Raw genomic sequence first — 25,762 nt, forward strand, 5'->3', positions numbered from 1 at the left:
TTGGTTTTGATACAATAGTGAAGTTCTTGATATTGCAATAATGATGATAAAGTCAAAATTCAGACAAAAAAAAGCTCAACCTTGGGGAAAGCTGAGCTAGTAAAAAGAGATGTGAATACACATCGAATACTAAGAAATGTTATGAGATATAATGCAAATTAAATACCTCTTAGTGCTCATTATGAGAACTATGTCTCAAAAAGTAAAGTTGATTAAATAGATCGGATTTGTTTTTATTATCGCTTTTGCGAATGAATAATTTGTAGTCATAATGCGATCAGAGACTAAATTTACACATCAATTAATTGATATTCATCTAATAATCAGGATAAATAATGAAATATGTCACACTAATTAATAGTCAATATGACAAAATTAAGAAACACTAAAATGAAAAAAACGATTACAAAAATCGGTTTATCCAATAACAAAAGACTACATATTCCACTTCCTGAATCATTTAAAGGCTATTAAAAATCAATATATGTTATTGTAAAAAATCAGTTTAATTTCAGGTTGACAATAAAAAGTACAATTGTATATTTTTTAATCTAAAAATTCACATTTACATTCATTCGTCGGGAGATTCAATTTATTACATTGACTTCATATTTTGTTACAATACAATGACTCCAACTTTACCCATTACTGTTAATGCTGGAAATTGTTATGAAAAAACTCGGTTTAGCCACTGCTTTATTATTAGCCATGACCGGTGCTCATGCTTACCAAGTAGAAATTCAAGGTCAGTCTGAAGCTCTAGATTCTAACGATGAAAAAAGAGATTTTAATAACTACACAGTTGGCGGACAAGCAACTTACTACTTCAAAAATGTAGATGCTTCTAAAGGTCCTTTAGCAGAAGCTGCTTTCGTTAACCAAGCGTCAAATGTATCTTTAGGTTATAACTTTGCTAATCTTGACGAAGTTAAATCTCAAAACGTAGGTGTTAAAGCTGAAGCTTATGTACAAACTCCATATACACCAGCATATGCAAGCTTAAGCTATAGCGCTACTGACAACGATGGTAAATATGGTCTTAGCGATGACCGTGGTCAGCGTTGGGCTGTTGAATTTGGTACTGTAATCGCTCCAAATTTCCTTGTTGCTGTTGGTTATACAAGCGTTGTTGAGCAAACATCTTTTGATACATTCAAAATCTTAAACAGTGGTTTTGCTAAAGCAGTTGGTGAAACAGCTACTATCGCTGATGACCAAGATGCAATCACTGCTCGCACTAAATACGTTGGTGCGATCGATGGTACTCCAATGTCAATCGGTTTCGAGACAGGTATCGTTTACGGTGAAGACACTGCATACGAGTTAAAAACTGATTTGTACTTGAACTCTCAACTTAGCGCAGGCGTTTCTTACGCTGAATCTAGCTTTGCTGGTTCACCAGATTCAGCTTGGGGTGTTAACGTAAATTACTTCATCACTCCAGCGATTGCTGTTGGTGCAAGCTACGTAAATGCTAATGCTGTAGGTTCTGATGAAGATATGCAAACTGTAGGCTTAAACGCTAAAGTACGCTTCTAATCTTGTTATCAATGTTCTAATCAGGCATTGATGCATAAAAAACCAGCTCATGTGAGCTGGTTTTTTTATTGTGTTTAAATAACTGAATGACTTGTTCTTTTTTACATCTTTTTATCTTCAATATTTAACGCACTGATTGCTAAAACAGCCTGTGTACGATTTTGCACACCTAGCTTACGGAAAATAGCCGTTACATGCGCTTTAATAGTCGCTTCAGACACATCTAATTCATAAGCAATCTGTTTGTTCAATAAGCCTTCTGCCACCATCATCAGAACACGAAACTGCTGTGGAGTGAGTGATTGCAAACGCTCTGCTAATGCTGTTTCGTCAGCCGCTCTAGGATCAAAACCAGAGTGTGTTGGTAAATTCGGTGGTAACCAAATCTCACCTTCTAAAACAAGTTTAATCGCTTCACCAATATGACTTGGGTGAGATGACTTTGGAATATATCCCATTGCACCATGTGCAATCGCTCGCTGAATAATCGACACTTCTTCATGCGCCGAAACTACGATGATCGGTATTGCTGGATATTGTGCTCGCACATAAACCAAAGCAGAAAAACCAGATGCACCAGGTAGATTTAAATCGAGTAAAACTAAATCAGGTTCAGAACCATGTTCCAATTTTTCATAGAACTCATCAACATCCGCAGTTTCCTGAATCTGAGCTTGAGGAATGCTATAACGAACCGCTTGAATCAAAGCATGTCTAAATAAAGGGTGGTCATCTACAATTAAAATATTCATAAGCGTTTTACGCAGTCTGCAAGTACGTCACTGTACGGTGTTTATTCAAATTTAATCTATCTTAGCCTATTTTGAAATAAACTGTTGGTCTGAGATCAAAACTTGTTTATTTCAAATCACTGGAAAACAAATCAGATATTGATATAAATCACACAACCTAGGTCAATCAAGAAATACTATACAGAAATAACCATTAGAAACAGAGCATTAAATTGATTTAATTTTTCTTAACTTTATGTTTCTAGATATATCTATAAAACAGATAAGCTTGCAGCATTTCCTTATTTTACAGTACATACCCTCATGTAGATAAATAAATAGCAATTCGAAATGATCTTTTTAGGCAGTTGCTATGTCCAATTACAATATCCCATCTACTCCTCTTAATATTGTTGCAGTATCAGGTGGTTTAAATAGTCCTTCAAAAACAGAAAGTCTGGTTCAAGCCATTCTTGACGAGCTTTCAGAAGCAATCAATATTAAAGTTCATTTTGTAAAGCTTAGTGAAATCGGACCGTTGTTAGGCGGAGCAATTTACCGTAACCAGTTACCACAACGGGTACAGGATGATTTGGCTGCTGTAGAAGCAGCAGATGCGCTTATTGTTGGTACACCTGTGTATCGAGCTTCATTTACAGGTTTATTCAAGCACTTTTTTGACTTCGTAGAGCAAACCGCTTTGGTTGACGTGCCGGTGTTATTAGCTGCTTCAGGTGGCAGTGATCGTCATGCCCTTGTACTGGAGCATCAATTACGCCCCTTGTTTAGCTTCTTCCAAGCACAAACCTTACCAATTGGTGTTTATGCGACTGATCGAGACTTTACGCCTGAATATACGGTAAAAAGTGAGCAATTATCAGACCGAGTGACTTTAGCTGTCGCTCGGGCATTACCAATTTTGGAATGGGCACCTGCCAAAGGTCAACGAGCAGCAGCGATCAAAACCAAAACTGAACAAGCCAATCAGAACTTGGGTATTAACAAACAAATTGAACAAGCTGAGGTATTACCTTCAGCAGCCGTTCCTAGTCTAGATGCTGCTGAGTCTCGCCTACATCCTAAGTCAGGCAAAAAATTAACCCATGTCGCATAAATCAACTCTTTAGAGAGGATACAAAAATGACAATCGCAGAATCAGCAATTAAATTTGCTTATTGGGTTCCCAATGTTAGTGGTGGTCTGGTTGTCAGTACGATTGAACAACGCACCGATTGGAGCTATGACTATAATATACGTTTAGCCCAAGCAGCTGAAAAAAATGGCTTTGAGTATGCACTTACTCAAATCCGCTTTACCGCAGGCTATGGTGCAGATAATCAACATGAATCAGTCAGTTTCAGCCATGCTTTACTGGCAAAAACTGAAAAACTCAAAGTGATTGCAGCCATATTACCAGGACCTTGGAAGCCTGTACTTGCAGCAAAACAACTGGCAACCATTGATTATCTAACTCAAGGACGTGTTGCAATCAATGTGGTCAGCGGCTGGTTTCGTGGTGAGTTTGATGCGATTGGTGAACCTTGGCCTGAACACGATGAACGCTATGTAAGATCAGAAGAGTTTATTCGCACTTTAAAGGGGATTTGGAGCACTGATAATTATAGTTTCGATGGAAAATATTACCAATTTCAGAATTACACGCTTAAACCTAAACCTGTGCAAAAACCCTATATCGAAGTATTCCAAGGCGGTAGTTCACGTGCTGCACGTGATATGGCAGCGCGTGTATCTGATTGGTATTTTACCAATGGCAACAGTGTCGAAGAAATCAAAAAACAAGTGGATGATGTCCGAAGTAAAGCCAAACAAGCCAATCGACAAGTCAAGGTTGGAGTAAATGCCTTTATTATCGCCCGTGATACAGAGGAAGAAGCTAAAGCCGTGTTAAATGACATCATTGCACACGCCAATGTTGAAGCGGTGAATGCCTTCGGTGATGCTACTCGTGAGGCAGGTGCAGCCGCTCCAGAAAAAGAAGGTAACTGGGCAAAATCAACATTCGACGATTTAGTACAATATAACGATGGTTTTAAAACCAATTTGATCGGTACTCCGCAACAAATCGCTGAACGAATTGTGGCGTTGAAAAATGTCGGAGTTGACCTCATTCTGTCAGGCTTCCTACATTTCATTGAAGAAGTTGAATATTTTGGAGCAAAAGTATTACCGTTGGTTCGTCAGTTAGAACAACAGCAGGAAATTCAACTGGAGGCTAAATCGGCATAACCTTGGCATTGAATAAGAAGAAAAATAAAAACGATTGAATCTTTCCCTCATGACTCGGCTTGAGGGATTTTATTTTAAGTCAATTCAATTTCTCGGATGACCGTTTCAACCGAATAACGACACCACTGTGACAACTTCTCAATAAACGCATTCAATTGGGGTGGATTAAAATGACTGACGATCATGTAACAACCATTTCCTAAAGTCTTAAAACATTCATCTATCTGTTCATATTGTATAACCAGCCGCTCAATTTCAATGAATGCTTGTTGTTCATTTAAAAATAATTGAATGAATTGTTTATGTTCATATCGCATGGCAATAGTGTAATTTTTAATAATGCCCGCATCGATTAATTGGTTAATACGTGCACCAACCGCCTGCCCTGTACGATGTACGCTTTGTCCAATTTCTTTGTGGCTTAGACGTGAGTCTTGTTTGAGTATTTCAATAATTTTTAAATCAATCGGATCAAGTTCAATATTCATTTTTTCATTACGAAAGAAAACAGGCAACAATGCTTTCATCTGACTATATCTGATTTTTGCTCTACTCCCTATGCTTGTTTAATCCCCACTTTGGAAACACAACCATGAAACAAGCATTGCTGATTATTGATGTTCAAAATGATTATTTTAAAAATGGCAAAATGGAATTGGTCAATCCAGACCTTGCTCTAGCGCAAACCAATCTATTAGAAGATCATTTTATTCAAAACAATTTACCCATTATTTACATTCAACACATAAACCCTGCCTCTGCCAGTTTCTTTCAGGAAAATACAGTGGGTGTTGTATTACATCCGCAGCTTCAAGTGAAAGACTCGTCGATAATTGTTGAAAAACATTTTCCAAATAGTTTTTTAGAAACCAAACTTCAAGAAATATTAAAACAGCATCAAGTTGAGCAACTGGTGATTACAGGCATGATGACCCATGTCTGTATCGATTCAAGTACGCGCGCAGCCAAAGAGCTTGGCTATCAACCGATTGTAATTGCCGATGCGACTGCAACTCGTGATCTTGAACATGATGGCAAAATTGTTAAAGCAGCCGCTGTTCAAACCGCATTTTTGTCTGCTCTTGGCTTTTTCTCTACAGTGCAAAACACCGCTGACTACTTAGACCGCCATTAAGCTGTTTCCATAAAAAGAGCGCTACATGAAGCGCTCTTTTAGATTTTTAGCATTATCTATTTGGATAAACCGTTGCAATTAAATGTTCAACCACTGCTGGCTCAGCCAACGTAGAAGTATCACCTAAACTATCCAATTCATTTGCTGCTATCTTTCTCAAGATACGACGCATGATTTTACCTGAGCGTGTTTTAGGTAAAGCAGGTGCCCAGTGCAAGGCATCTGGCGTTGCCACAGGACCAAGTACTTTACGTACCCAATCGACTAATTCCTTTCTCAGTGCTTCAGATTCAGCGACATCGGCTTGCAGCGTTACAAAGGTACAAATACCTTGCCCTTTAATGTCATGTGGCATGCCCACAACAGCGGCTTCCGCGACTGCTTCGTGTGCAACTAAAGCACTTTCGATTTCTGCTGTACCTAAACGATGTCCTGAAACGTTGAGCACATCATCGACACGTCCAGTAATCCAATAATAGCCATCCGCATCACGACGCGCACCATCACCTGTGAAATAACAATTTTTAAAGGTTGAAAAATATGCCTCAATAAAGCGCTCTGGATCACCCCAAATTGTGCGCATTTGACCCGGCCAAGAGTCTTTAATCACCAAATTACCTTCAGTCGCACCTTCAAGTTGATTGCCTTCACCATCCACTAAAGCAGGTTGAACGCCAAAGAACGGACGTGTTGCCGAACCTGGTTTGAGCGCTGTTGCACCAGGTAATGGAGAAATTAAAATACCACCAGTTTCAGTTTGCCACCACGTATCCACAATTGGACAACGACCTTCACCCACCACTTCGTGATACCAGTTCCATGCTTCAGGATTGATTGGCTCACCCACTGAACCAAGTAAACGTAAGCTACTACGATCACTTTCACGGACATAGGCATCGCCTTCACGCATCATGGCACGAATTGCGGTAGGTGCGGTATATAAAATCGTGATGTTATGCTTATCAATCACATGACCAATACGTGCCCATGTTGGGTATTGTGGAATCCCCTCAAACATAACAGTCGTTGTTGCATTACTGAGTGGACCATATAACAAATAGCTATGCCCTGTGATCCATCCTACATCTGCGGTACACCAATACACATCATCTTCTTTGAGGTCGAAGACTTCTCTAAAGGTGGTATTCACATAAACTAGATAACCACCAGTGGTATGTAATACCCCTTTTGGTTTACCAGTAGAACCAGAGGTATATAAAATGAATAGCGGATCTTCTGCTTTCATCGGTTCAGGTGGGCAATGCTCATCCACTTCCATAATCGCAAGGTGATACCAAACGTCACGTTCTGCATTGAATTGAATTGGGTTACCTGTACGATGCACCACAATTACATTTTCAACACTACTGGTGCCGTCAATTTCTAAAGCAGCATCAACATTTTCTTTCAGTGCAATCAGCTTACCACCACGCATGCCTGCATCGGCTGTAATCACTAATTTCGCCTGACTATCCTCAATACGACTCGCCAGTGAATCAGGTGAGAAACCACCAAAAACCACACAATGCACTGCACCAATACGAGCACAAGCTAACATCGCAATTGCAGCTTCTGGCACCATTGGCATATATAAAACGACGCGATCGCCCTTGCGTATCCCTTGTTTTTTTAGCACATTGGCAAAACGACAGACCTCATCATGTAATTCAGCAAATGAAATAATTTTATGTCTTGAAGGATGGTCGCCTTCCCAAATAATCGCAGGTTTAAGGGGATTAGTTTTTAAATGACGATCCAAACAATTTGCCGAGACATTTAATTCGCCATCAGCAAACCATTCAATTTTAAAGTTGTCTGGTTGAAAACTGGTATTTTTCACTTGTGTAAAAGGTTTAATCCAATCAACCTTTTTCGCTTCTTCCGCCCAAAATGCTTCAGGCTGTTCAATCGAATGCTGGTAACGTTTGAAATAGTCTGCTTCCGAGATTCTTGCCGTTTGTTTAAATTTCTCAGGCACTGGGTAGATTTCTTTCATAGCTCACTTCCTTGGTTTTTTATTTCATACCCTAGATATACACATCTAATTGATTGGTATGTTTTGTTTTCTCTTGCAGTATTGTCACCATTTACAAGAGCAAACAATGCGGCTTTGGTCGTAGGACTGTTATGATTTTACAACCAAGATAAATTTCAAAAATTTACTCAAAATAATTTAAAATTTAACAGCTTGTCTATGCTTTTTGTTTTTAAAATAAGTGAATATTTTGATCAATCTGTAAAGCTTAAAAGATTTAATAAACAGAACAACAGGAAAAATTATGTTTAATCCCGAAACCACCTCCCAAACACCACGCAAAGATCATCCTTTATCTGCTCAAGGTCGTTTTAATCGTCTGAGTTATTTGGGTTGGTATGGCCTACTCAGTCTCAGTTGTATGCTGGCTTTTATATTAATCATTACGCTTGCTGGCAGTTTTAGTGTCAATAATGTAAATGTACATGAGCCATTTTTTTCGACATTTTCAGGGATTGGGGGTTTCGGCATGTTTGCAATATGGTTTGCTGCTTTTTATTTTCAAATTGTATTTCTAATTCGTCGTTTACATGACTTAAATAAAACAGGATGGCTCAGTTTGCTACTGCTGGTTCCATTCATTCAAATCTTTTTTACTTTATATGTCTTACTTGCACCAGGTACACCTCATCGTAATGATTATGGTGATATCCGCCCTTCAAGCACATGGGAAAAAATCATCGCATGGATCATGATCATGCTCAGTTTATTCATGATATTTGGTGTGTTTATTTTTGCGTATTATTTTGCAAGCCCTGAATTTTGGGACACACCAACTCAAATTATTCAAAACACGACAGAATATTTTTAATGTTCTATGCTCTATAGATAGAGGATATGTCGTTACTGAATTTAGCATGCGCAATCATCATAAATTTATTATGATTGCGTTCCTCACAATACATTACTTTGCGAAATAGAGATTTTCCTGTGGCAGACGAACAGACAACGTTAACGAATATAGCGAAAGATACTGGTGAGCTTATTCATCAAGCGGGTGCAAAAACAACGCAAACGGTGATTACCCATACAGAGAAATACCAAGACGCATATACTGCAATTGATAAAATGGTGAATGCGTTCTGGGATCGTCTTCCCTATATTGGTCTAGCTCTTATTGTCTTTGTAATCTTCTGGTTACTTACTAAATTATTTAAAGTTTTTGTCAATAAAACATTGAGTAATCGTTCTTATACACGACAAAACTTAGTTTTAGTGCTCCATCGTGTCGGTGGTACTTTTATTTTATTTTTTGGCTTCCTAATCGCATTAGTTATTGCAATTCCAGGTTTTACCCCTAGTCAATTAATCGGTGCATTGGGAATTGGTTCAGTTGCCATTGGTTTTGCATTCAAAGATATTTTTCAAAACTTACTTTCAGGTGTACTCATTTTATTGGGTGAACCATTCCGTATTGGCGATGCCATTATTGTCAATGGTATGGAAGGTGTTGTGGAAGATATTCAAATTCGTGCAACATTCTTACGCTCATATGATGGTCGTCGTATCGTCATTCCTAATGCGACTGTTTATACGAGTCCAATTACGGTTAACACAGCTTATCAACAACGTCGCTGTGAATTCATTGTCGGTATTGGATATGATGACGATGAGCAAAAAGCCAAGCAAATTGTTTTAGATATTTTAAATAATGATCGTAATGTATTAAGTCAACCAGCTTTCTCAGTCAATGTCACAGCTTTAGCTGATTTCTCAGTGAATCTAACGGTACGTTGGTGGATCAATACCACAGAAACTGATATTTTATCTTCCACCAGTTCAATTCAAGCTCAAGTGAAGCAAGCATTTAACGCTCAAGAAATTAATATTCCCTACCCAATTCAAGAGCTTAAAATGCAGTCTACTCCTATTGCTCAACTTCCTACTGCAATAAAGACTTCAGACAAACAATCGACCTAAAATATGCGATAAGGCTGTTTCTGTTCTTAAAATTCGGTTGCCTAAGCTCATTGCTTGGCAGCCATTTTTTTTGAGTAACTCAATCTCATAAGGAATAAAACCACCTTCTGGTCCCACCACTAAATTACATCCATTTTGTATCACAGATGGCATCTTTAGCTCAGCATAAGGATGCGCAACATAAGCGGGTTTTTCGTTAGTAATCAAGGTCGGTAAAACATCTTCTACAAAAGGTTTAAAACGCTTGTACAGTTGAATTTTGGGTGGAATAGTATCGCCTGCTTGCTCTAAACCAAGCGTCACATAACTCTCAAGCTGTTGTAAAAATGGACTTTGCCAATAGCTTTTATCTACGCGATAACTATGTATTAAACTGATCTGCTCGACGCCAAGCGTCACTGCGTCCATGATCATACGACGCAATACTTTTGGACGAGGTAACGCTAAAATTAAATGCACAGGTAACTTTTCAGGCACAGTTTCAGTCTGAATGGGTTTAAGCTTGATTTGTTGCTCTGAAATACTTAAAACTTCTGTCAGATAACGCTGACCATGACGAATACCAACTTTTAAAGTATCACCAACATTTAATTGAAGATGTTGTTTTAAATGTTGAATTTGACGAGCATCCTCAATTGACCATACGTCCAATGCAATATTTTGATCAGATTCAAGTAAAACAATATTCATGATAAATTTTTTTGTTCTAAATAATGGTCAATCAATTGAATATGCTTTTGTAGTGAGCCTTTATTCCGTTGTAGAACCAATTCCGCTTGTCTAATCAATTGCTGACTCTGGCTTAGATCATCTAAGCAACTTAAAAGTTGCTGTGCCACTTGTTCAGCATTTTCACCCACAAGTATTCCGTGTTCAGCCACGAACTCCTCTACGATACTTTGAAAATTAAAATAACGTGGACCAATGACAGTCGGCACATCTAAAACCATCGGCTCTAAAATATTGTGCCCCCCACCCGGTTCATTCAATGAACCACCCACAAAACAAGCTTGACTGAGCGCATACCACAACCACATTTCGCCCATACTATCTGCAAGAAAAACCTGTGTATTAACTTGAATTGGTTGTTTAAGACTACGGCGTTGTGTATTTAAATTTAAATTTTGGCAGACTTTATAGACCTCATCAAAACGTTCAGGATGGCGTGGCACAACGATACACAGTAGCTTTGGGTTTGAATTTAAATATGACTGTAATTGTTTCAGTAAACTTTCTTCTTCCGGCGAATGGGTACTTGCAAGTACGATGATCTGACGATCTGCCAATTGCCAATCTAGTTTCAATTGTTGTGCTTGTTCGATGAAAGAGATCGGTGCCGTAATATCAAATTTAATATTACCAACTACCATACTCCTGTTTGGATCAAGACCTAAATCAATATAACGCTGTTGAGTTGCGACATCTTGCGCTAACATCCATGTCAATTGCTGCAACATGGGCTGGGTTAAGCGGCGAACTTTGCCATAACCTTTGGCAGATTTTTCTGAAAGACGAGCATTCAATAAGATACATGGAATTTGTTGCTGCTTGGCCTCTGCTATTAAATTGGGCCAAATTTCAGTTTCAACAAGTGCAAGAAGCTTAGGCTGATAAAGATCAAAAAATTGCTTGAGTAAAGGTTTTTGATCAACAGGCAAATACACAGCCTGAAATAAATTCAAATATTGTTCTTTTAGAAATAACGACTTTGCACGTGCTTGACCTGTCTTGGTAGTATTGGTCACTAAAACAGGATGCCCTAATTTTAAATAATGTTCGATTAGAGGCTGAGCAGCATTGGTTTCTCCGACCGATACCACATGAAACCAAATTGTATTTAAATTTTTAGGCGCTTGAAACGGTCCAAAACGTTCTAGACATTCTTGTTGAAATAGCGCTTCACTTTCAGCCCGTTGTTTAATTTTCCAACGGTATAAAGGCTTGATACATTTCAGTAAAAAGTTATACCAAAAGGGCGTTTGTCGTACTGCGTTGCTTTGCGCCATCCTAGACCATATTTCAGAGTTTAATTTAAGCTCATTATGCGCAATTTCAAAAAAAAACTCATGCCATTTTAGTAAATCGCATGAGTGATTCTGAATGTTAAATACTGATTATGCTTCTAACTTTTCAAATACAGAGTAATCCGTATATCCCTCTGCACCATCAGCATATAAAGTTTGAAAATTTACCTGATTTAAAGGTAGATCATGTTCTAAACGTTCTAATAGGTCAGGGTTTGCGATATAAGCCAAACCAAATGAGACTGCATCCGATTGATTTTCCTCTAAAATCTTTTTAGCAGAATCGGGAGTTAATTTCTCATTGGCAATCCACGCTCCTTTAAATTTCGGACGTAGTTTTGGCTGTAAGCTATCTTCTGCTGCATATTCACGTGTGAAAATAAAAGCAATGTTACGTTGATCAAGCTGTTCAACCACATAACCAAAGGTCGCTAATGGATTGTCATCACCCATATCATGAGAATCAGCACGTGGCGCTAAATGTACACCGACGCGACCTGCGCCCCACACTTCGATAAAGGTATCGACCACTTGTAACAATAGACGCGCACGATTTTCAATCGAACCACCATATTCATCATCACGAATATTGGTTTTACTTTGCAAGAATTGATCGATTAAATAACCATTCGCAGCATGAAGTTCAACTCCATCAAAGCCAGCTGCTTTTGCTTGTTCCGCCGCATTTTTATATTGTGCTACGATTTCTTGAATTTCTTCATGGGATAAAGCACGAGGTGTTACAAACGGACGCTTTGGACGAAGCAAACTGACTTCACCAGCGGGTTGAATAGCACTTGGAGCAACAGGTATATCACCATCTAAAAGATCGGGATGTGAAATACGACCTACATGCCACAATTGAACCACAATTTTTGAACCTTGCGCATGCACCGCTTTGACGATTTTATTCCATGCTTGAGCTTGTTCTTGTGACCATAAGCCTGGCGTATTCGCATAGCCCGCTGCTTTAGGGCTAATCACAGTTGCTTCAGTAATAATCAGACCAGCGTTGGCACGTTGCTGATAATATTCCACCATTAAATCGTTTGGAATACGCTCCGCGCCACTACGCGCACGGGTTAAAGGTGCTAAAACCAAACGATTTTTAATCGTAAAATCACCTACTTGTAACGCAGAATTTAATTCAGCCATGATCGCCTCAACTTCACTTTTTGATGAGCTTTGAAAAAACTCTTTTTAAAGTGATTTTTTTAAATGTTCGATGTATTGCTGAATCAAAGCTTCGTTACGGGTGAAATATGACCATTGCCCATATTTTTCAACCTTAATCAAACCCGCTTGCTGTAAGACAGACAAATGATTTGACATGGTCGATTGTGCAACTTTTCCTAAGCGTTCAATGTGACCTGCACATACGCCTCGTTCAAAACTGCCACCACATTCCTGTACCGGTAAAAATTGCTCTGGTTGTTTTAACCATTGCAAAATTTCTCGACGTAATGGATTGGCTAAGGCTTTGCTTATAACATCAATATCCATAGACTCACCACATTTTCAACAGGCAAAACTTCGTTCAGCACCTAAAATCAGTATATCGAATTTAATAAATATTAATATCTATTTTTTCCGATATTAATATCTATTTTTTCCGATTAACTAAAAATTGCTGAACGAAAATGCCGTTTTAAAGTTATAGACCTTGTTTCAAACTTGCTTCAATGAACCGATCTAAATCACCATCTAAGACTGCTTTAGTGTTTGAATTTTCAACACCTGTACGCAAATCTTTGATACGAGAATCATCTAATACATAAGAGCGAATCTGACTTCCCCAACCAATATCTGACTTCGAATCTTCAAGCGCTTGTGCGGCTTCATTACGTTTACTCATCTCTAACTCATAGAGTTTGGCACGTAATTGCTTCCATGCATGGTCACGGTTGGCATGTTGTGAACGTTGGTTCTGACACGCGACCACAATACCTGTAGGCGCATGCGTTAAACGCACTGCCGAATCCGTTTTGTTAATATGCTGACCACCTGCACCTGAAGCGCGATAAGTATCAGTACGAACATCTGATGGATTAATATCAATTTCAATATTGTCATCAATCTCTGGAGAGATAAACACGGCTGAAAATGATGTATGACGGTTGTTATTACTATCAAACGGCGACTTACGAACTAGACGATGCACACCACTTTCGGTACGTAACCAACCATAAGCAAACTCACCATCAACACGGATCGTTGCAGATTTAATACCAGCAACATCACCGTCAGAGACTTCCATCAATTCGCCTTTGAAGCCATGACGTTCAATCCAACGTAAATACATACGTAACAGCATTGACGCCCAATCTTGCGCTTCTGTACCACCAGAACCAGATTGGATTTCAAGGAAGCAAGGATTCGGGTCCATTGGATTGCTAAACATACGGCGGAATTCAAGATTTCCAAGCGCTTCTTCAGCACTATCTAACTCAGCTTGAACATCTTCAAGCAAACTTTCATCATCTGCTTCAACAGCTAAATCCAGCATAGCTTTTGCATCATCGAGCTGCTCAGCAAGACGATCAAATACACCCAATGTATTTTCTAAACTGCCTTTTTCTTTAGCGATGGCTTGAGCACGACTTTGATCATTCCAAATTGCAGGATCTTCGAGTTCTCTTAAAACTTCTTCTAAACGCTCTGCCTTTAGATCGTAGTCAAAGATACCCCCGTAGTGTTTGACTACGATCAGATAAATCTTTTAATTGGACTAAATACGGATTAATTTCCACGCCTACTTTCTCTCAATTTTTTCACTCAATTTGTTATTTTAACATAAGTGTTTTAAGTGACACAGCCTTCTGTTTTCCAATAGATTTACTAATAAAAAAACTCTCAAACGATCAGTATTTCTTATTAAAATTTTAATTTTGTAATGACACATTTAGCGACAAAAGTGTCCATAAATTACATAAAGATACCAGAACACACAATCTATCCTATGTTTTAATAAATCAAAACATTTATAAATAAATTTTATTTATCAAATAGATATAATTTATATTTTACAAGTTGATTACATTCGTACAGTCCGATTACTTTCCTGTGATTGACGACCACAATATTTTAACTAGACTGAGAGTTGTAACAAAACATGTAATCAACATTCATTTGGTTCATTATCTCAAAAGGGGCATAACCATGAAAAAATTAGCAATTGCATCAGCACTTTTATCTGCACTTGCAGTAACAGGAACTGCTCATGCTTATCAAGCTGAAGTAGGTGGTTCATATACTTATACTGATTGGGATGATTTCGATGGAACTCATAGTTTTGGTGTAGATGGTAAATATTATTTCAACCCAGTTCAAACACGTAATGCACCACTTGCTGAAGCAGCATTTTTAAACCGTGCTAGTAATGTGAACGCAAAAGTTAATTACGCAAATAATAATGGTGTAAAAGATTCACAATATGGCGTAGGGGTAGAATACTTCGTGCCGAATAGTGATTTTTACTTAAGTGGTAATATTGGTCGTAACGAGTTCGAAGTAGACAATTCTTTTGTTGATCAAAAAGTAACAACTTATGGTGCAGAAGTCGGTTATTTACCAGCACCTGGTTTATTACTTGCACTTGGTGTGAAAGGTTACGATGAGAAAGATGGTAAAGACGGAGCAGATCCAACAGTTCGTGCTAAGTACGTAACTCAAGTGGGTGGTAATGACATCAACTTAGAAGCTTATGGTGCTTTCGGTGATCTTGATGAATACCGAGTAAAAGGTGATTACTACCTTGATAAAACCTTGAGTGTTGGTGCGGATTATTATAACAACGACTTAACAAACCGTGATGAATGGGGTATTTCTGCGAAGAAATTCCTTAATCAACAGGTAAGCTTAGAAGGTCGTGTTGGTTTAGGTGATGACTATAATACCTACGGTATCCGTGGTGCTTACCGCTTCTAATTTAAACTCTCTCTAAAAAGAGAAATAATTCAAAAATACCCTGTAAATATTTACAGGGTATTTTTATTTTAAATTCTAAAAAATTTTATAAATAACTATTTCTTATTAATAAATATGAATTAATTTTACTGATTAATTAACATTTGACCTTTCTATTTTTTTCATTACACTACCCATGTAACAAAATATTAATAAATAGCTTATTTTAATAAGGGGTCCACAATGAAAAAATTAGCTTTAGTCTCTGCTCTGTTATCTTCAATCATTGGCTTAAATGCGCATGCATATCAAACTGAATCATTTGGTGCTTATGAACATATCGACATGGATGGTGCTAAAAGTAACAGCGCAGCAATCAGCGGTAAATATTATTTTAAGTCTGTACAAACTCGCAGCGCTCCACTTGCAGAAGCTGCTTTTCTAGACAAAGCATCAAGCATTGGTGGTGGCTATTCTTATAGTAAAATAAAAGATGATGAAGATTTAGTCGACTTTCAGTTTAATGCACTTGGTCTAGAAAGTGAGATTTTCATTCCCGATTCTCAGTTTTATGTTTCTGGCGCATTACACCGTACTAATGTTAAAGCAACTGTTCATGGCTTAGGTTCTGAATCAGACAATGGTAATGGTTATGAGTTTGAAGCTGGTTTCCTACCAATCAATGGCTTATTACTTGCTGTCGGTGTTGCTGATTTTTCCGAAAGTATGAACCCTGTTAAAATTGCAAAATATGGTTTTGTGACTAATTTTAGCAATGCTGCAGTTGTTTCAGGTGAAAATGATGATACCGCTGTATCTCTTCGTGCAAAGTATGTCTCTGAAATTGCTGGCTACTATACAAACTTAGAAGCACAAACTTATATTGGCGATGAAACAAGTTATCGTTTAGGCGCAGATCTATATCTTGATCCAACATTGAGTATTGGTCTCTCATTCGCTGATTCAACAGCAGATGATTCAGACACTATCTTTAATATTCGCGCACAAAAATTCATTACTCCACAATTTGCTTTAGGCGTGGGCTATACAACTCTTGATGATGCTGATTCTTATGGCATCAATGGCACACTTCGCTTCTAAATCATACAGTTTTATAAAAAAATCCGCCCTTCTGAGCGGACTTTTTTATTGCGTTAAATGCGCGATTTGTAGTTGTAAACTGGTATTTCCATTAAAGACATTACGTTCTAAGGTATAAACCAAATCAACATAAGCTAACATTGGATTAAATTCAAAACGATCTATTGCATTAAAGGCAATCGCATCGATCGAATGATTTCCTGATGCAAGCTTAAGTTTTAAATGTTGGTCTTTAAGCCACCGATAATCAATTATTTGGAAGCGACCTTCAAACTGAGGAAGTGGAAATTTTTGCCCCCACGGACCAAGTTGGTCAATCCAGTCTAACGTATTTAAATTCAAATCAGTGGCAACAAGCTCACCATCCGTCCATAAGATCGGCTGAAATAAATCCTCATCCATTTGTGCTATTGCTTCGATAAAAACAGATTTAAATGTATCAAAATGTTCTTTTTTGAGAGTCAAACCTGCTGCTGCTGCATGTCCACCAAAATGGCTGACTAAATGCGGATATTGCTCAGCAACTTGCTCAATCATGTCGCGGATATGAATACCTTCAATTGAACGTGCCGAACCCTTAATATGTATACCATCTTCATCAGGTGCAAAAACCAAACTAGGACGATGAAACTGTTCCTTTAAACGACCTGCAACAATACCAATCACACCTTGATGCCATTGCTGATCAAACATCACCAGTGCAGCAGGTAATTGCTCTGTTTCTAAGTGAATATGCTGCAAAGCACTCATTGCTTGCTGCTTCATCTCCGTTTCAACCTGACGGCGCTCAATATTCAACTGATTGAGTTGCTGCGCAATGGGGTACGCTGTTTCTAAATCTGGAGCAAGCAAACACTCGATACCTATACGCATGCTTTCCATACGTCCAGCTGCATTAATTCTAGGAGCAATCACAAACCCTAAGTCTTGTGCTCGAAGCGTTGCTGCATCACGTTTCGCAATGTCTAATAATGCGAGGATTCCTGCACGACATTGATATTGCTGAATCCGTTTTAAACCCGTATCAATCAGAATACGATTGTTATAGTCCAAAGTTGCAACATCGGCATAGGTTCCTAAAGCGACTAAATCTAAATATTGCGTCACTTTACACGTGCTTTTAGCTTGCTGACTCCGATAACTAGCGAGTTTTGCTAACACATAAAAGGCAACACCAACTCCTGCTAAAGCCTTACTCGGAAAGTCACAACCCAGTTGGTTTGGATTCACCACAGCTTCAGCAGCAGGTGTAGATTTTGTCGTTAAATGATGATCAGTAATAATGACTTGCATACCTAAAGCATGAGCCGTTTCGACCCCTGCATGGCTAGAAATTCCATTATCGACTGTAATTAAAAGATCAGGCTGATAGGTTTGTTTTGCCAAATCAGCAATTGCAGGAGTTAATCCATATCCATATTTAAAACGATCAGGAACTAAATACTCGACCCGTGCACCCATTTCTTTTAGGACTAATATCATCAGTGCAGTACTGGTAGCTCCATCTGCATCATAATCACCGATAATCACGATTTGTTTTTGTTGATCAATTGCTTGATCAATCAGCTCAACCGCGACATCTATTCCTTTCAAGTTTGGCGCTAATAAATTTTTAAGCTTTAACTCCAGTTCTTGCTCTGACTGAACTCCTCGCCTTGCTAAGATTTCTGCAATAAATGTAGGCACGCCCTGAAACTGTTCAGGGCGTGTAAGCAATGGTTTTTTTTTAATTTGTATCTGCGTCATTTATGGCATCAAACGTTGTATAGACCAAAGTCCATTTTGTTTTTCATAACTCAAGCGATCATGTAAACGATTTGGTCGTCCTTGCCAAAACTCGTAGTAATCTGCTTCAAGACGGTAGCCACCCCAAAACTCAGGCTTGTCTAATTCATCAGTCTGTGCTTGATTTTGCAAATTTTGAAAGCGTTGTTGCAATAGCTCACGACTCTCAATCACACCACTTTGTGGGGTACTAATATGTGCCGCAATCTGACTATCGCGCGGGCGTTTATGATAATAATCCATCGACTCTTGTTCGGATATTTTGACGACCTGACCGCCAATACGTACCTGACGCTCTAAACTTGGCCAGTAAAATAGCAACTCTGCAACAGGATTTTGAAGTAAATCTAATCCCTTCTGGCTGTCATAGTTGGTATAAAAATCATATCCAGCTTCTGTCGCACCACGTAGCAAAACTGTACGCACATGCGGACGACCTTGCGTATTAGCAGTGGCTAAAGACATCGCATACGGTTCATGCAGATTTGCAGTAAGCGCATGATTAAACCAATTTAAAAATTGTAGATGTGGATTATCACTGACCTGCGCCTCGTGTAATTCACCTTGTTCATAACTCAAACGTAATTCACTTAGGTCTTTAATGACATCACTCATGATTCATCCTCACCTAAGCAACTTGAGCTTGCGAACGCACGGCATCAGCCAATCGGTTTGCTAACGCTTCAACTTCTGATAAGTCATCACCTTCCACCATTACACGAATCACTGGTTCTGTGCCTGATTTACGAATTAATAAGCGTCCGCGACCTTTCAACTGTTGTTCTGCTTTTTCAAACTCTTCAACTAAAGAAGGAATTGAGTATGGATCAATCATTTGTTGTAAACGGACATTCACCAACACTTGCGGGAATAACACAAAACCATCTACTAATTCATGTAAGGCTTTACCTTGCTCGACCATCACGGTTAGGACTTGTAGAGCCGCAATAATGGCATCACCCGTCGTGCTTTTATCTAAAGTGAGAATATGCCCAGACGGCTCTCCACCAATAGACCAATGGTTTTCTTCAAGTGCTTGTAATACATAGCGATCGCCAACTTTAGCACGGACAAAACCAACATTTGCCTTTTCCAGAGCCAACTCTAGTGCCATATTACTCATGACGGTTCCCACAACCCCTGTAGGTTTTTGATTCGCCTGAGTCGCAAGAATATAAAGAATGTGATCGCCATCGATCAACTGACCATGCTTGTCAACCATTACAACACGATCCGCATCGCCATCAAAAGCAATACCAAGATCAGCCTGATGCTCAATCACAGCTTTTTGTAAAAACTCTGGGTGAGTAGAGCCACAGTTTTCATTGATATTTAAACCATCTGGCTCGTTAAATAATGGGATGACTTTCGCACCTAACTCACGGAAGACTGATGGCCCCACGCTATACGCAGCACCATTGGCACAATCCACCACGATTTTTAAATTACGTAAGTCAAAGTGATATGGGAATGTAGATTTACAGAATTCAATATAGCGACCATTCGCATCTTTTACGCGGACACTCTTACCTAAATTTGCGGTGTCCTCAATGACCAAATCTTGTTCAAGCTCTTGATTAATTTGATCTTGCAAATAATCTGGTAGTTTTTTCCCTTCGCTTGAAAAGAATTTAATACCATTATCGAAATAAGGATTATGTGAAGCGGAAATTACAATTCCAGCATGCGCATGCAAAGCACGTGTTAAATGTGCAATCGCAGGTGTAGGTAACGGGCCTAATAGATGAACATAAACACCAGCCGCATTTAGACCTGCTTGTAATGCTGCTTCCAAAATATAACCTGATAAGCGTGTGTCTTTCCCCAATACCACAATCGGTTTATTTTTCGGACTGTTTCTTTTTAGAACTTTGCCAGCTGCGAAACCTAGTTTTAATGCAAATTCAGGTGTAATTGGCATTTGTCCAAACTTGCCACGAATTCCATCAGTTCCAAAATAGCTCATTATTTACTCACTTTCTTATCTTTATATGACTTTAAGCCATATCATTTTTCATATGATTCACTTTACACCAAAACAAAAAAACCGTCAGTGGACTGACGGTTTTTCTATCGGCAAAATTACCAAAAATCAACCAACACGATAGTTAGGCGCTTCTTTAGTAATCGTTACGTCATGAACATGTGATTCAGACATACCTGCTGAAGTAATTTTTACAAATTTCGCATTTTGACGAAGATTTTCAATCGCAGCTGAACCTGTATAACCCATAGATGAACGTAAACCGCCCATCATTTGATGCACGATGTTACCCATTGGACCTTTATAAGGAACACGACCTTCGATGCCTTCTGGTACTAACTTCTCAGCACTTGCTTTTGAGTCTTGGAAATAACGGTCAGCAGAACCCGTCGCACCTGCCATTGCACCCAATGAACCCATACCGCGATACGCTTTATAGTAGCGACCTTGGAAAAATTCAACTTCGCCTGGTGCTTCTTCAGTACCAGCAAGGAGTGAACCTACCATGATCGTGCTTGCGCCTGCGCCAATCGCTTTCGCCATATCACCAGAGAAACGAATACCACCATCCGCAATCAAAGGAATTTGATCTTTCAAGGCATTTGCAACGCTATCAATGGCAGAAATTTGCGGCATACCAATACCGGCTACGATACGTGTCGTACAAATTGAGCCTGGTCCGATACCTACTTTTACCGCATCTGCACCTGCATCAAGCAATGCCAATGCCGCATCACCAGTTGCGATGTTGCCGCCAATCACTTGAACTTGTGGATAGTTGGCTTTTACCCAACGTACGCGTTCAATCACGCCAGCAGAATGACCATGTGCAGTATCGACCACAATCGCGTCTACACCTGCATCGACCAATGCTTCTACGCGGCTTGGTGTCTCAGCACCTGTACCAACTGCTGCACCTACACGTAAACGACCTAGATCATCTTTACAGCTATTCGGGTAGCTTTCAGCTTTACGGAAGTCAGTTACCGTAATTAAGCCTTTAAGTTCGTTGTTTTCACCAACAACTAAAACTTTTTCAATACGATGCTTTTGTAGCAACGCTTGAATATTTTCTTTCGACTCACCTTCACGCACAGTCACCAAACGGTCTTGACCTGTCATGATATTGCTTACAGGCTGCTCAAGATTTGTTTCAAAGCGTGTATCACGACCTGTGACGATACCCACGACTTTGCCATCTTTGACAACAGGTACGCCACTAATATTATTCGCTTGGGTAATCGCAATCAACTCACGCACCGTGGTTTCAGGCGTCACTGTAATAGGATCTTTCACCATACCAGCTTCAAATTTTTTCACACGGCGGACTTCAGCGGCTTGTGCTGCAATATCCATATTTTTATGCAAAATACCAATACCACCGTTTTGCGCCATCGCAATCGCCATACGAGACTCAGTCACCGTATCCATTGCAGCAGAAACGAGAGGAATATTAAGTTGAATTCCGCGAGTTAAACGTGTCTTTAAGGAGACATCTTTTGGGAGAACAGTAGAGTAGGCAGGAAGTAATAAGACATCATCGAAGGTCAAGGCTTCTTGAACGATGGTCAGCATAACAATCTCACTGGTAATTTCCGTGAGCTATTATAAACAAATTTCGATGTGATTTTCATTTTCTATGAAGAAAATAATTCAATAAACTGCCCTAACCATCCATTACAGCATCTATTTTTTAGCTAAAAAAATGAGAGTATTAACAAACTTGATCGTAATTCTCATTATTTTCAGAATGTTGCGGCTCAAGTTGGATTAAGGGAATCAGATGATGCGCAATACGTGCTTTATTACAATGATCATCTGCAATTTGCACCTCTTTGCACGTTGAACTCCGTGAAGCATAAATCGAGCAACTTACTTGCTGCCCTACCTCGCCTTGTAACGCAATACATTTTACTTGAGGCTGATTCGTTCCTTTCATACATGAATAGACCGAAGTCAGGGGTTCGACCATGTCTTCTGGCATAGACTCCGCTTCAGCCCAATAAAAGGAAACTCGATAATTCGCACAGCATGCGCCGCAACTGACACATGCATCTGAGCTCGCAACTTGAGACAACATTTTCTTAAAATTCTCGTTATCAAATTCATTTTTGTTACTTGAATCCTAAGAAAAGTCATTTATGAAAACAAGAGCTTATTCGTTTAATTTATGGATGAATCAGTCATTTTAATACATCTGCTCTGGTTAACTCATTTCAGTGGGCAAGCTAAAAACATATTGGTTCATAATGTCTACACCACACTCTAAATTTTCGATCCAGTCCAAGAATTGATCAATCATTGCCTTGCCGACAAAAGCTGTACCATGCTGTGGAACAATCATTTCTAAATCCATTTGTCGTACCATGTTGACCCATAATCGAATCACTTTGTTGGAACACATATAGCGTTGGTGAAAGCCTTTCATTTTTTTAATATGCGCTTCAAAGTCGATAATCGGCAGACTAGCATCTTCGACAATTGATGCGCCCATATCACCTGAGAAAAGAATCTTTGCAGTTGGGTCATAAAACTGAAAATTTCCGACTGAATGTAAGAAATGTGCAGGAACTGCAATAATTGTCGATTCACCCAAAGGAATAACTTGACCTGTATCTGGCAGTTCGATCAAACGTTCTTCCCAATTACCTTTCATTCGATCACTCATAAAAGCAGAATTGAGATGGGGGAGGAAGCGCGCCCATAATTTTGATGCAACAACTTTTGCATCTGTATAGACCAACCAACGTGGCATTGAGGTAATAATGTCGGGGTCTTGATGCGATGCCATCACATAATCTAAGTTTTTCAATTTGGTATAACGATTAAGTTCCATCGTGAGCGGTACATAGGTTAAATCACCACCTGGATCTAAAACGGCAGCGCGATCATGATCAATGATTAAAAACTGATTAGCTTGTATTCCCTCACCTTTCACCAAACTGGTAAAACTTATACATTTATGCGTACCATTATCAAATAATATTTGTGATGTTGTTCGTTCCAAGCTCATAGTAACCCCATAAAAAATCTTTAAATATGAATTATTTTAATTCCATAATAAAATAATGGGATTCAGCTTTGGTTTCAATCATATCTTGGATATTTATCATAATTTATCAAGTAATCGTTTTGAGTTTTATTGCTTGGTTTTAGATAACGTATCGATTAAAATAATAACCATTCTCATTAACATCTTGCTTTGTCTTCATCTCCTCCTTTTTGGAAATTTTCTATGTTGTTCACTCGCCCAACGTTACTTGCAGCCTTCATTTTGAGTTATATGACAAGCGCTGCGTATGCAACGGAAGATCAAAGTAATACCCTCCCAACCATTTCCATCAAGGCTCAACAAGATAAAAACAATGATTATGTGGCGACACAAGCAACATCCACTTTGAAATCAAGTGCACCATTATTTAAGACAGCGCAATCTGTTACGGTGATTACTCAAGAACAATTACAACAAAAACAAGCCCAAACCTTGGCTGATGCACTGAATGGTGTTGCTGGGGTCGTCTCAGGACAACTCGGAAGACGGGGTTGGGATGATTTTATTATTCGTGGGCAAACCTCATCTGATCAGGTTTTTATTGATGGGTTACGCCAAGGTCAAAGTACCTTTGTTGCTACTGAAATTTCAGGTATGGATCAAGTTCAAGTTTTAAAAGGACCTGCATCGGTTAACTTTGGTTTAGTTCAACCTGGTGGCATGGTGAACATGGTCACCAAACGCCCACAAGCCGAGAGCTTTTACCGCAGCGCTTTCACCTACGGCTCTCATCAACTCAAGCAAGCAACATTCGATATCAACTATAGTCCGAATGAAAGTGAGAAAGGTGCTTTTCGCTTAAATGGTCGCATCTCTGATCAAAATGATCCGACTAACTTTGTTTATTTTAAAAACTACTATATCTCACCTTCTTATAATTTTGATTTAGGCGAAAAAACCGATTTATCTGTGATTGCTAGCTATCAACATCGTGAATATTTACGACAACAAGGTTTACCAGTCTTAGGTACTTTAATAGATAATCCTAACGGAGCTATAGACCGAAGTTTATATATTGGAGATCCTAATTTCGGACAATATAAAGCTGATGTTTATCGAACAGGTTATACGTTTAAACATGAATTTGGTAATGGCTGGAACTTTAATCAGAATTTTGCAGTGCAAAAAACTGAAATGGATGGTAAAGCTGTTTTTGCACAAACGAAGAAATTTTGGGTTGACGAAACCTTTACAACAATAAACAGATCAAAAAACAGTCGATACCAAATTGCTGATAATCTTAGCTACTCGATTGACAACCAATTAAAAAAAGAGTTTACGCTTTATGGCGTAAAACACTATCTAACAGTTGGTTTAGATGCCTTGCAAGAAAAAAGTGACTACACAAATAATAAATATGATATTGGTGGACTAAATATTTACGATCCTATTTATGGACAAGAAACAACACTTACTGAAAATGTTCATAATATCAATCGCCTCAGATATACAGGTTTATATCTACGTGATCGCATTCAACTGAATGATCAACTGGTTTTGAATCTCGCTGGGCGACATGATTGGACTGAAACAACCAATCAAAATCTAGTTAAGAATACCGAAACAACACAATCTGAGAATGCATTTACAGGTAATGCCTCATTGCTTTATAGCATCAATGAAATCGCAGCACCTTATGTGAGTTATGCAACCTCTTTCTTCCCTGTCAGTGGTACGGATTTTTATGATAATGCCTTTAAACCTGAAAAAGGCAAACAAATTGAGGTAGGTTTAAAACTACAAAGCCCAGACCAACGCATTCAAGGCAGTATCGCTTGGTTTGATTTACGTCGCCAAAATGTTTCCGTAACTGATCCAATCAATACGAGTTTTAAAGTACAACGTGGCGAACAACTGACACGTGGTATCGAAACAGAGCTTGCAGCGCATTTATTTAATCAACTCAAAATTACTGGTGCCTATACCTACACGCCTGATGCAGAAATTAGCAAAGATACTCAAGCTGAGAATATTGGATTAAGCATAGATAATATTCCAAAGCAAAGTTATAGCTTGTCTACACGCTATCGTTTTGAACCCAATTCAAATTTAGGTTGGTATGTAGGCGCTGGCGTTCGAGGTGAAAGCAAAAAAAGTGTCAACGGTTTAACAGTCGATATTCCAAATTACACCTTGTTTGATACTGAGGCTGGTTATGACGCTGAACATTGGGGTGCACAGCTGGCAATCCGCAATATGTTTGATAAAGATTATTATGCTGGCGCGCTCAACGAGAACTTGGTTACTTTAGGCAATCCACGCCAAATTAATTTTACAGTGAAGTTTAATTATTAATTTTCTCT

The 25,762-nt window shown here is 38.8% G+C and carries 23 protein-coding genes; 9 read left to right on the plus strand and 14 right to left on the minus strand.

What is annotated here, in order from left to right; genetic code table 11:
• Positions 1-669: 669 nt before the first annotated feature.
• Positions 670-1,539: a porin Omp33-36 gene (omp33-36, locus tag F933_RS08000; protein WP_005060126.1), complete on the plus strand. Its 870-nt coding sequence runs from the start codon at positions 670-672 to the stop codon at positions 1,537-1,539.
• Between the two features lie 101 nt (positions 1,540-1,640).
• Here omp33-36 and F933_RS08005 read toward each other — a convergent pair whose 3' ends face one another.
• Positions 1,641-2,291 (minus strand): response regulator, encoded by a 651-nt coding sequence (locus tag F933_RS08005; protein ID WP_005060129.1) that lies wholly within the window; start codon positions 2,289-2,291, stop codon positions 1,641-1,643.
• A gap of 352 nt (positions 2,292-2,643) precedes the next feature.
• On the opposite strand from F933_RS08005, the gene msuE reads away from it, so the two are divergent.
• Together msuE and sfnG are read left to right on the plus strand one after the other, a co-directional pair.
• The gene (gene msuE / locus F933_RS08010) at positions 2,644-3,384 is read left to right on the plus strand and encodes an FMN reductase (RefSeq protein ID WP_005060133.1); all 741 of its coding nucleotides are present in this window, start codon (positions 2,644-2,646) and stop codon (positions 3,382-3,384) included.
• A 26-nt stretch (positions 3,385-3,410) separates the two neighbouring features.
• Positions 3,411-4,517 (plus strand): dimethylsulfone monooxygenase SfnG, encoded by a 1,107-nt coding sequence (gene sfnG, locus F933_RS08015; protein WP_005060135.1) that lies wholly within the window; start codon positions 3,411-3,413, stop codon positions 4,515-4,517.
• 74 nt (positions 4,518-4,591) lie between these two features.
• Here sfnG and F933_RS08020 read toward each other — a convergent pair whose 3' ends face one another.
• On the minus strand, positions 4,592-5,005 hold the full coding sequence (locus F933_RS08020; RefSeq protein ID WP_034710939.1) for an Lrp/AsnC family transcriptional regulator: 414 nt from the start codon (positions 5,003-5,005) through the stop codon (positions 4,592-4,594).
• 104 nt (positions 5,006-5,109) lie between these two features.
• Between F933_RS08020 and F933_RS08025 the strand changes: the two genes are divergently transcribed.
• Complete coding sequence (locus F933_RS08025; protein WP_005060139.1) at positions 5,110-5,652, plus strand: cysteine hydrolase family protein; 543 nt, start codon at positions 5,110-5,112, stop codon at positions 5,650-5,652.
• Between the two features lie 52 nt (positions 5,653-5,704).
• On the opposite strand, the gene acs is transcribed toward F933_RS08025, so the two are convergent.
• Positions 5,705-7,648: an acetate--CoA ligase gene (acs, locus tag F933_RS08030; protein ID WP_005060142.1), complete on the minus strand. Its 1,944-nt coding sequence runs from the start codon at positions 7,646-7,648 to the stop codon at positions 5,705-5,707.
• Between the two features lie 283 nt (positions 7,649-7,931).
• On the opposite strand from acs, the gene F933_RS08035 reads away from it, so the two are divergent.
• Entirely contained in the window at positions 7,932-8,498 is a 567-nt protein-coding gene (locus F933_RS08035) for a DUF805 domain-containing protein (protein WP_005060144.1), read from the plus strand.
• Between the two features lie 119 nt (positions 8,499-8,617).
• Positions 8,618-9,607, plus strand: a complete 990-nt coding sequence (locus F933_RS08040) for a mechanosensitive ion channel family protein (protein WP_005052459.1) — start codon at positions 8,618-8,620, stop codon at positions 9,605-9,607.
• On the opposite strand, the gene F933_RS08045 is transcribed toward F933_RS08040, so the two are convergent.
• From F933_RS08045 to prfB, 5 genes are all read right to left on the minus strand, one after another.
• Entirely contained in the window at positions 9,587-10,297 is a 711-nt protein-coding gene (locus F933_RS08045) for a 16S rRNA (uracil(1498)-N(3))-methyltransferase (protein WP_005060146.1), read from the minus strand. The two genes, F933_RS08040 and F933_RS08045, sit on opposite strands and share 21 nt — an antisense overlap.
• Positions 10,294-11,613, minus strand: a complete 1,320-nt coding sequence (locus F933_RS08050) for a 3-deoxy-D-manno-octulosonic acid transferase (protein ID WP_005060148.1) — start codon at positions 11,611-11,613, stop codon at positions 10,294-10,296. Before F933_RS08050 ends, F933_RS08045 begins: the two co-directional genes overlap by 4 nt.
• Before the next feature lie 108 nt (positions 11,614-11,721).
• Entirely contained in the window at positions 11,722-12,786 is a 1,065-nt protein-coding gene (locus tag F933_RS08055) for an alkene reductase (RefSeq protein WP_005060150.1), read from the minus strand.
• Between the two features lie 45 nt (positions 12,787-12,831).
• Positions 12,832-13,134, minus strand: a complete 303-nt coding sequence (locus tag F933_RS08060; RefSeq protein ID WP_005052470.1) for an ArsR/SmtB family transcription factor — start codon at positions 13,132-13,134, stop codon at positions 12,832-12,834.
• 151 nt (positions 13,135-13,285) lie between these two features.
• A protein-coding gene (prfB, locus tag F933_RS08065; protein WP_155757337.1) for a peptide chain release factor 2 occupies positions 13,286-14,381 on the minus strand; the annotation gives its coding sequence in 2 pieces (ribosomal slippage) (positions 13,286-14,308 and positions 14,310-14,381; 1,095 coding nt in all).
• A gap of 409 nt (positions 14,382-14,790) precedes the next feature.
• On the opposite strand from prfB, the gene F933_RS08070 reads away from it, so the two are divergent.
• Both F933_RS08070 and F933_RS08075 read left to right on the plus strand, forming a co-directional pair.
• The gene (locus tag F933_RS08070) at positions 14,791-15,558 is read left to right on the plus strand and encodes a putative porin (protein ID WP_005060152.1); all 768 of its coding nucleotides are present in this window, start codon (positions 14,791-14,793) and stop codon (positions 15,556-15,558) included.
• A gap of 222 nt (positions 15,559-15,780) precedes the next feature.
• On the plus strand, positions 15,781-16,638 hold the full coding sequence (locus F933_RS08075; protein ID WP_005060156.1) for a putative porin: 858 nt from the start codon (positions 15,781-15,783) through the stop codon (positions 16,636-16,638).
• 45 nt (positions 16,639-16,683) lie between these two features.
• Here F933_RS08075 and recJ read toward each other — a convergent pair whose 3' ends face one another.
• The 6 genes from recJ to F933_RS08105 form a co-directional block, all read right to left on the minus strand.
• Entirely contained in the window at positions 16,684-18,384 is a 1,701-nt protein-coding gene (gene recJ / locus F933_RS08080) for a single-stranded-DNA-specific exonuclease RecJ (protein ID WP_005060159.1), read from the minus strand.
• Positions 18,385-19,038, minus strand: coding sequence for a pyridoxamine 5'-phosphate oxidase (pdxH, locus tag F933_RS08085; RefSeq protein ID WP_005060161.1), 654 nt, complete (start codon positions 19,036-19,038; stop codon positions 18,385-18,387).
• Positions 19,039-19,051: 13 nt separating this feature from the next.
• The gene (glmM, locus tag F933_RS08090) at positions 19,052-20,389 is read right to left on the minus strand and encodes a phosphoglucosamine mutase (protein ID WP_005060163.1); all 1,338 of its coding nucleotides are present in this window, start codon (positions 20,387-20,389) and stop codon (positions 19,052-19,054) included.
• Between the two features lie 126 nt (positions 20,390-20,515).
• Positions 20,516-21,982, minus strand: coding sequence for an IMP dehydrogenase (gene guaB / locus F933_RS08095; RefSeq protein ID WP_005060164.1), 1,467 nt, complete (start codon positions 21,980-21,982; stop codon positions 20,516-20,518).
• 139 nt (positions 21,983-22,121) lie between these two features.
• Positions 22,122-22,487, minus strand: a complete 366-nt coding sequence (locus F933_RS08100; protein WP_005060166.1) for a YkgJ family cysteine cluster protein — start codon at positions 22,485-22,487, stop codon at positions 22,122-22,124.
• 126 nt (positions 22,488-22,613) lie between these two features.
• Positions 22,614-23,420, minus strand: coding sequence for an oxygen-binding di-iron domain-containing protein (locus F933_RS08105; protein ID WP_005060168.1), 807 nt, complete (start codon positions 23,418-23,420; stop codon positions 22,614-22,616).
• 222 nt (positions 23,421-23,642) lie between these two features.
• Between F933_RS08105 and F933_RS08110 the strand changes: the two genes are divergently transcribed.
• Positions 23,643-25,754, plus strand: a complete 2,112-nt coding sequence (locus tag F933_RS08110) for a TonB-dependent siderophore receptor (protein WP_005060171.1) — start codon at positions 23,643-23,645, stop codon at positions 25,752-25,754.
• The last annotated feature ends 8 nt before the right edge of the window (positions 25,755-25,762 follow it).

Source organism: Acinetobacter beijerinckii CIP 110307, from assembly GCF_000369005.1.
GTDB lineage: Bacteria > Pseudomonadota > Gammaproteobacteria > Pseudomonadales > Moraxellaceae > Acinetobacter > Acinetobacter beijerinckii.

Bases quoted from the DNA above. Each gene is read 5' to 3' on its own strand.
- omp33-36 (WP_005060126.1), top strand. From the start codon at position 670: ATGAAAAAACTCGGTTTAGCCACTGCTTTATTATTAGCCATGACCGGT.
- F933_RS08005 (WP_005060129.1), bottom strand. From the start codon at position 2,291: ATGAATATTTTAATTGTAGATGACCACCCTTTATTTAGACATGCTTTG.
- msuE (WP_005060133.1), top strand. From the start codon at position 2,644: ATGTCCAATTACAATATCCCATCTACTCCTCTTAATATTGTTGCAGTA.
- sfnG (WP_005060135.1), top strand. From the start codon at position 3,411: ATGACAATCGCAGAATCAGCAATTAAATTTGCTTATTGGGTTCCCAAT.
- F933_RS08020 (WP_034710939.1), bottom strand. From the start codon at position 5,005: ATGAATATTGAACTTGATCCGATTGATTTAAAAATTATTGAAATACTC.
- F933_RS08025 (WP_005060139.1), top strand. From the start codon at position 5,110: ATGAAACAAGCATTGCTGATTATTGATGTTCAAAATGATTATTTTAAA.
- acs (WP_005060142.1), bottom strand. From the start codon at position 7,648: ATGAAAGAAATCTACCCAGTGCCTGAGAAATTTAAACAAACGGCAAGA.
- F933_RS08035 (WP_005060144.1), top strand. From the start codon at position 7,932: ATGTTTAATCCCGAAACCACCTCCCAAACACCACGCAAAGATCATCCT.
- F933_RS08045 (WP_005060146.1), bottom strand. From the start codon at position 10,297: ATGAATATTGTTTTACTTGAATCTGATCAAAATATTGCATTGGACGTA.
- F933_RS08050 (WP_005060148.1), bottom strand. From the start codon at position 11,613: ATGGCGCAAAGCAACGCAGTACGACAAACGCCCTTTTGGTATAACTTT.
- F933_RS08055 (WP_005060150.1), bottom strand. From the start codon at position 12,786: ATGGCTGAATTAAATTCTGCGTTACAAGTAGGTGATTTTACGATTAAA.
- F933_RS08060 (WP_005052470.1), bottom strand. From the start codon at position 13,134: ATGGATATTGATGTTATAAGCAAAGCCTTAGCCAATCCATTACGTCGA.
- F933_RS08070 (WP_005060152.1), top strand. From the start codon at position 14,791: ATGAAAAAATTAGCAATTGCATCAGCACTTTTATCTGCACTTGCAGTA.
- F933_RS08075 (WP_005060156.1), top strand. From the start codon at position 15,781: ATGAAAAAATTAGCTTTAGTCTCTGCTCTGTTATCTTCAATCATTGGC.
- recJ (WP_005060159.1), bottom strand. From the start codon at position 18,384: ATGACGCAGATACAAATTAAAAAAAAACCATTGCTTACACGCCCTGAA.
- pdxH (WP_005060161.1), bottom strand. From the start codon at position 19,038: ATGAGTGATGTCATTAAAGACCTAAGTGAATTACGTTTGAGTTATGAA.
- glmM (WP_005060163.1), bottom strand. From the start codon at position 20,389: ATGAGCTATTTTGGAACTGATGGAATTCGTGGCAAGTTTGGACAAATG.
- guaB (WP_005060164.1), bottom strand. From the start codon at position 21,982: ATGCTGACCATCGTTCAAGAAGCCTTGACCTTCGATGATGTCTTATTA.
- F933_RS08100 (WP_005060166.1), bottom strand. From the start codon at position 22,487: ATGTTGTCTCAAGTTGCGAGCTCAGATGCATGTGTCAGTTGCGGCGCA.
- F933_RS08105 (WP_005060168.1), bottom strand. From the start codon at position 23,420: ATGAGCTTGGAACGAACAACATCACAAATATTATTTGATAATGGTACG.
- F933_RS08110 (WP_005060171.1), top strand. From the start codon at position 23,643: ATGTTGTTCACTCGCCCAACGTTACTTGCAGCCTTCATTTTGAGTTAT.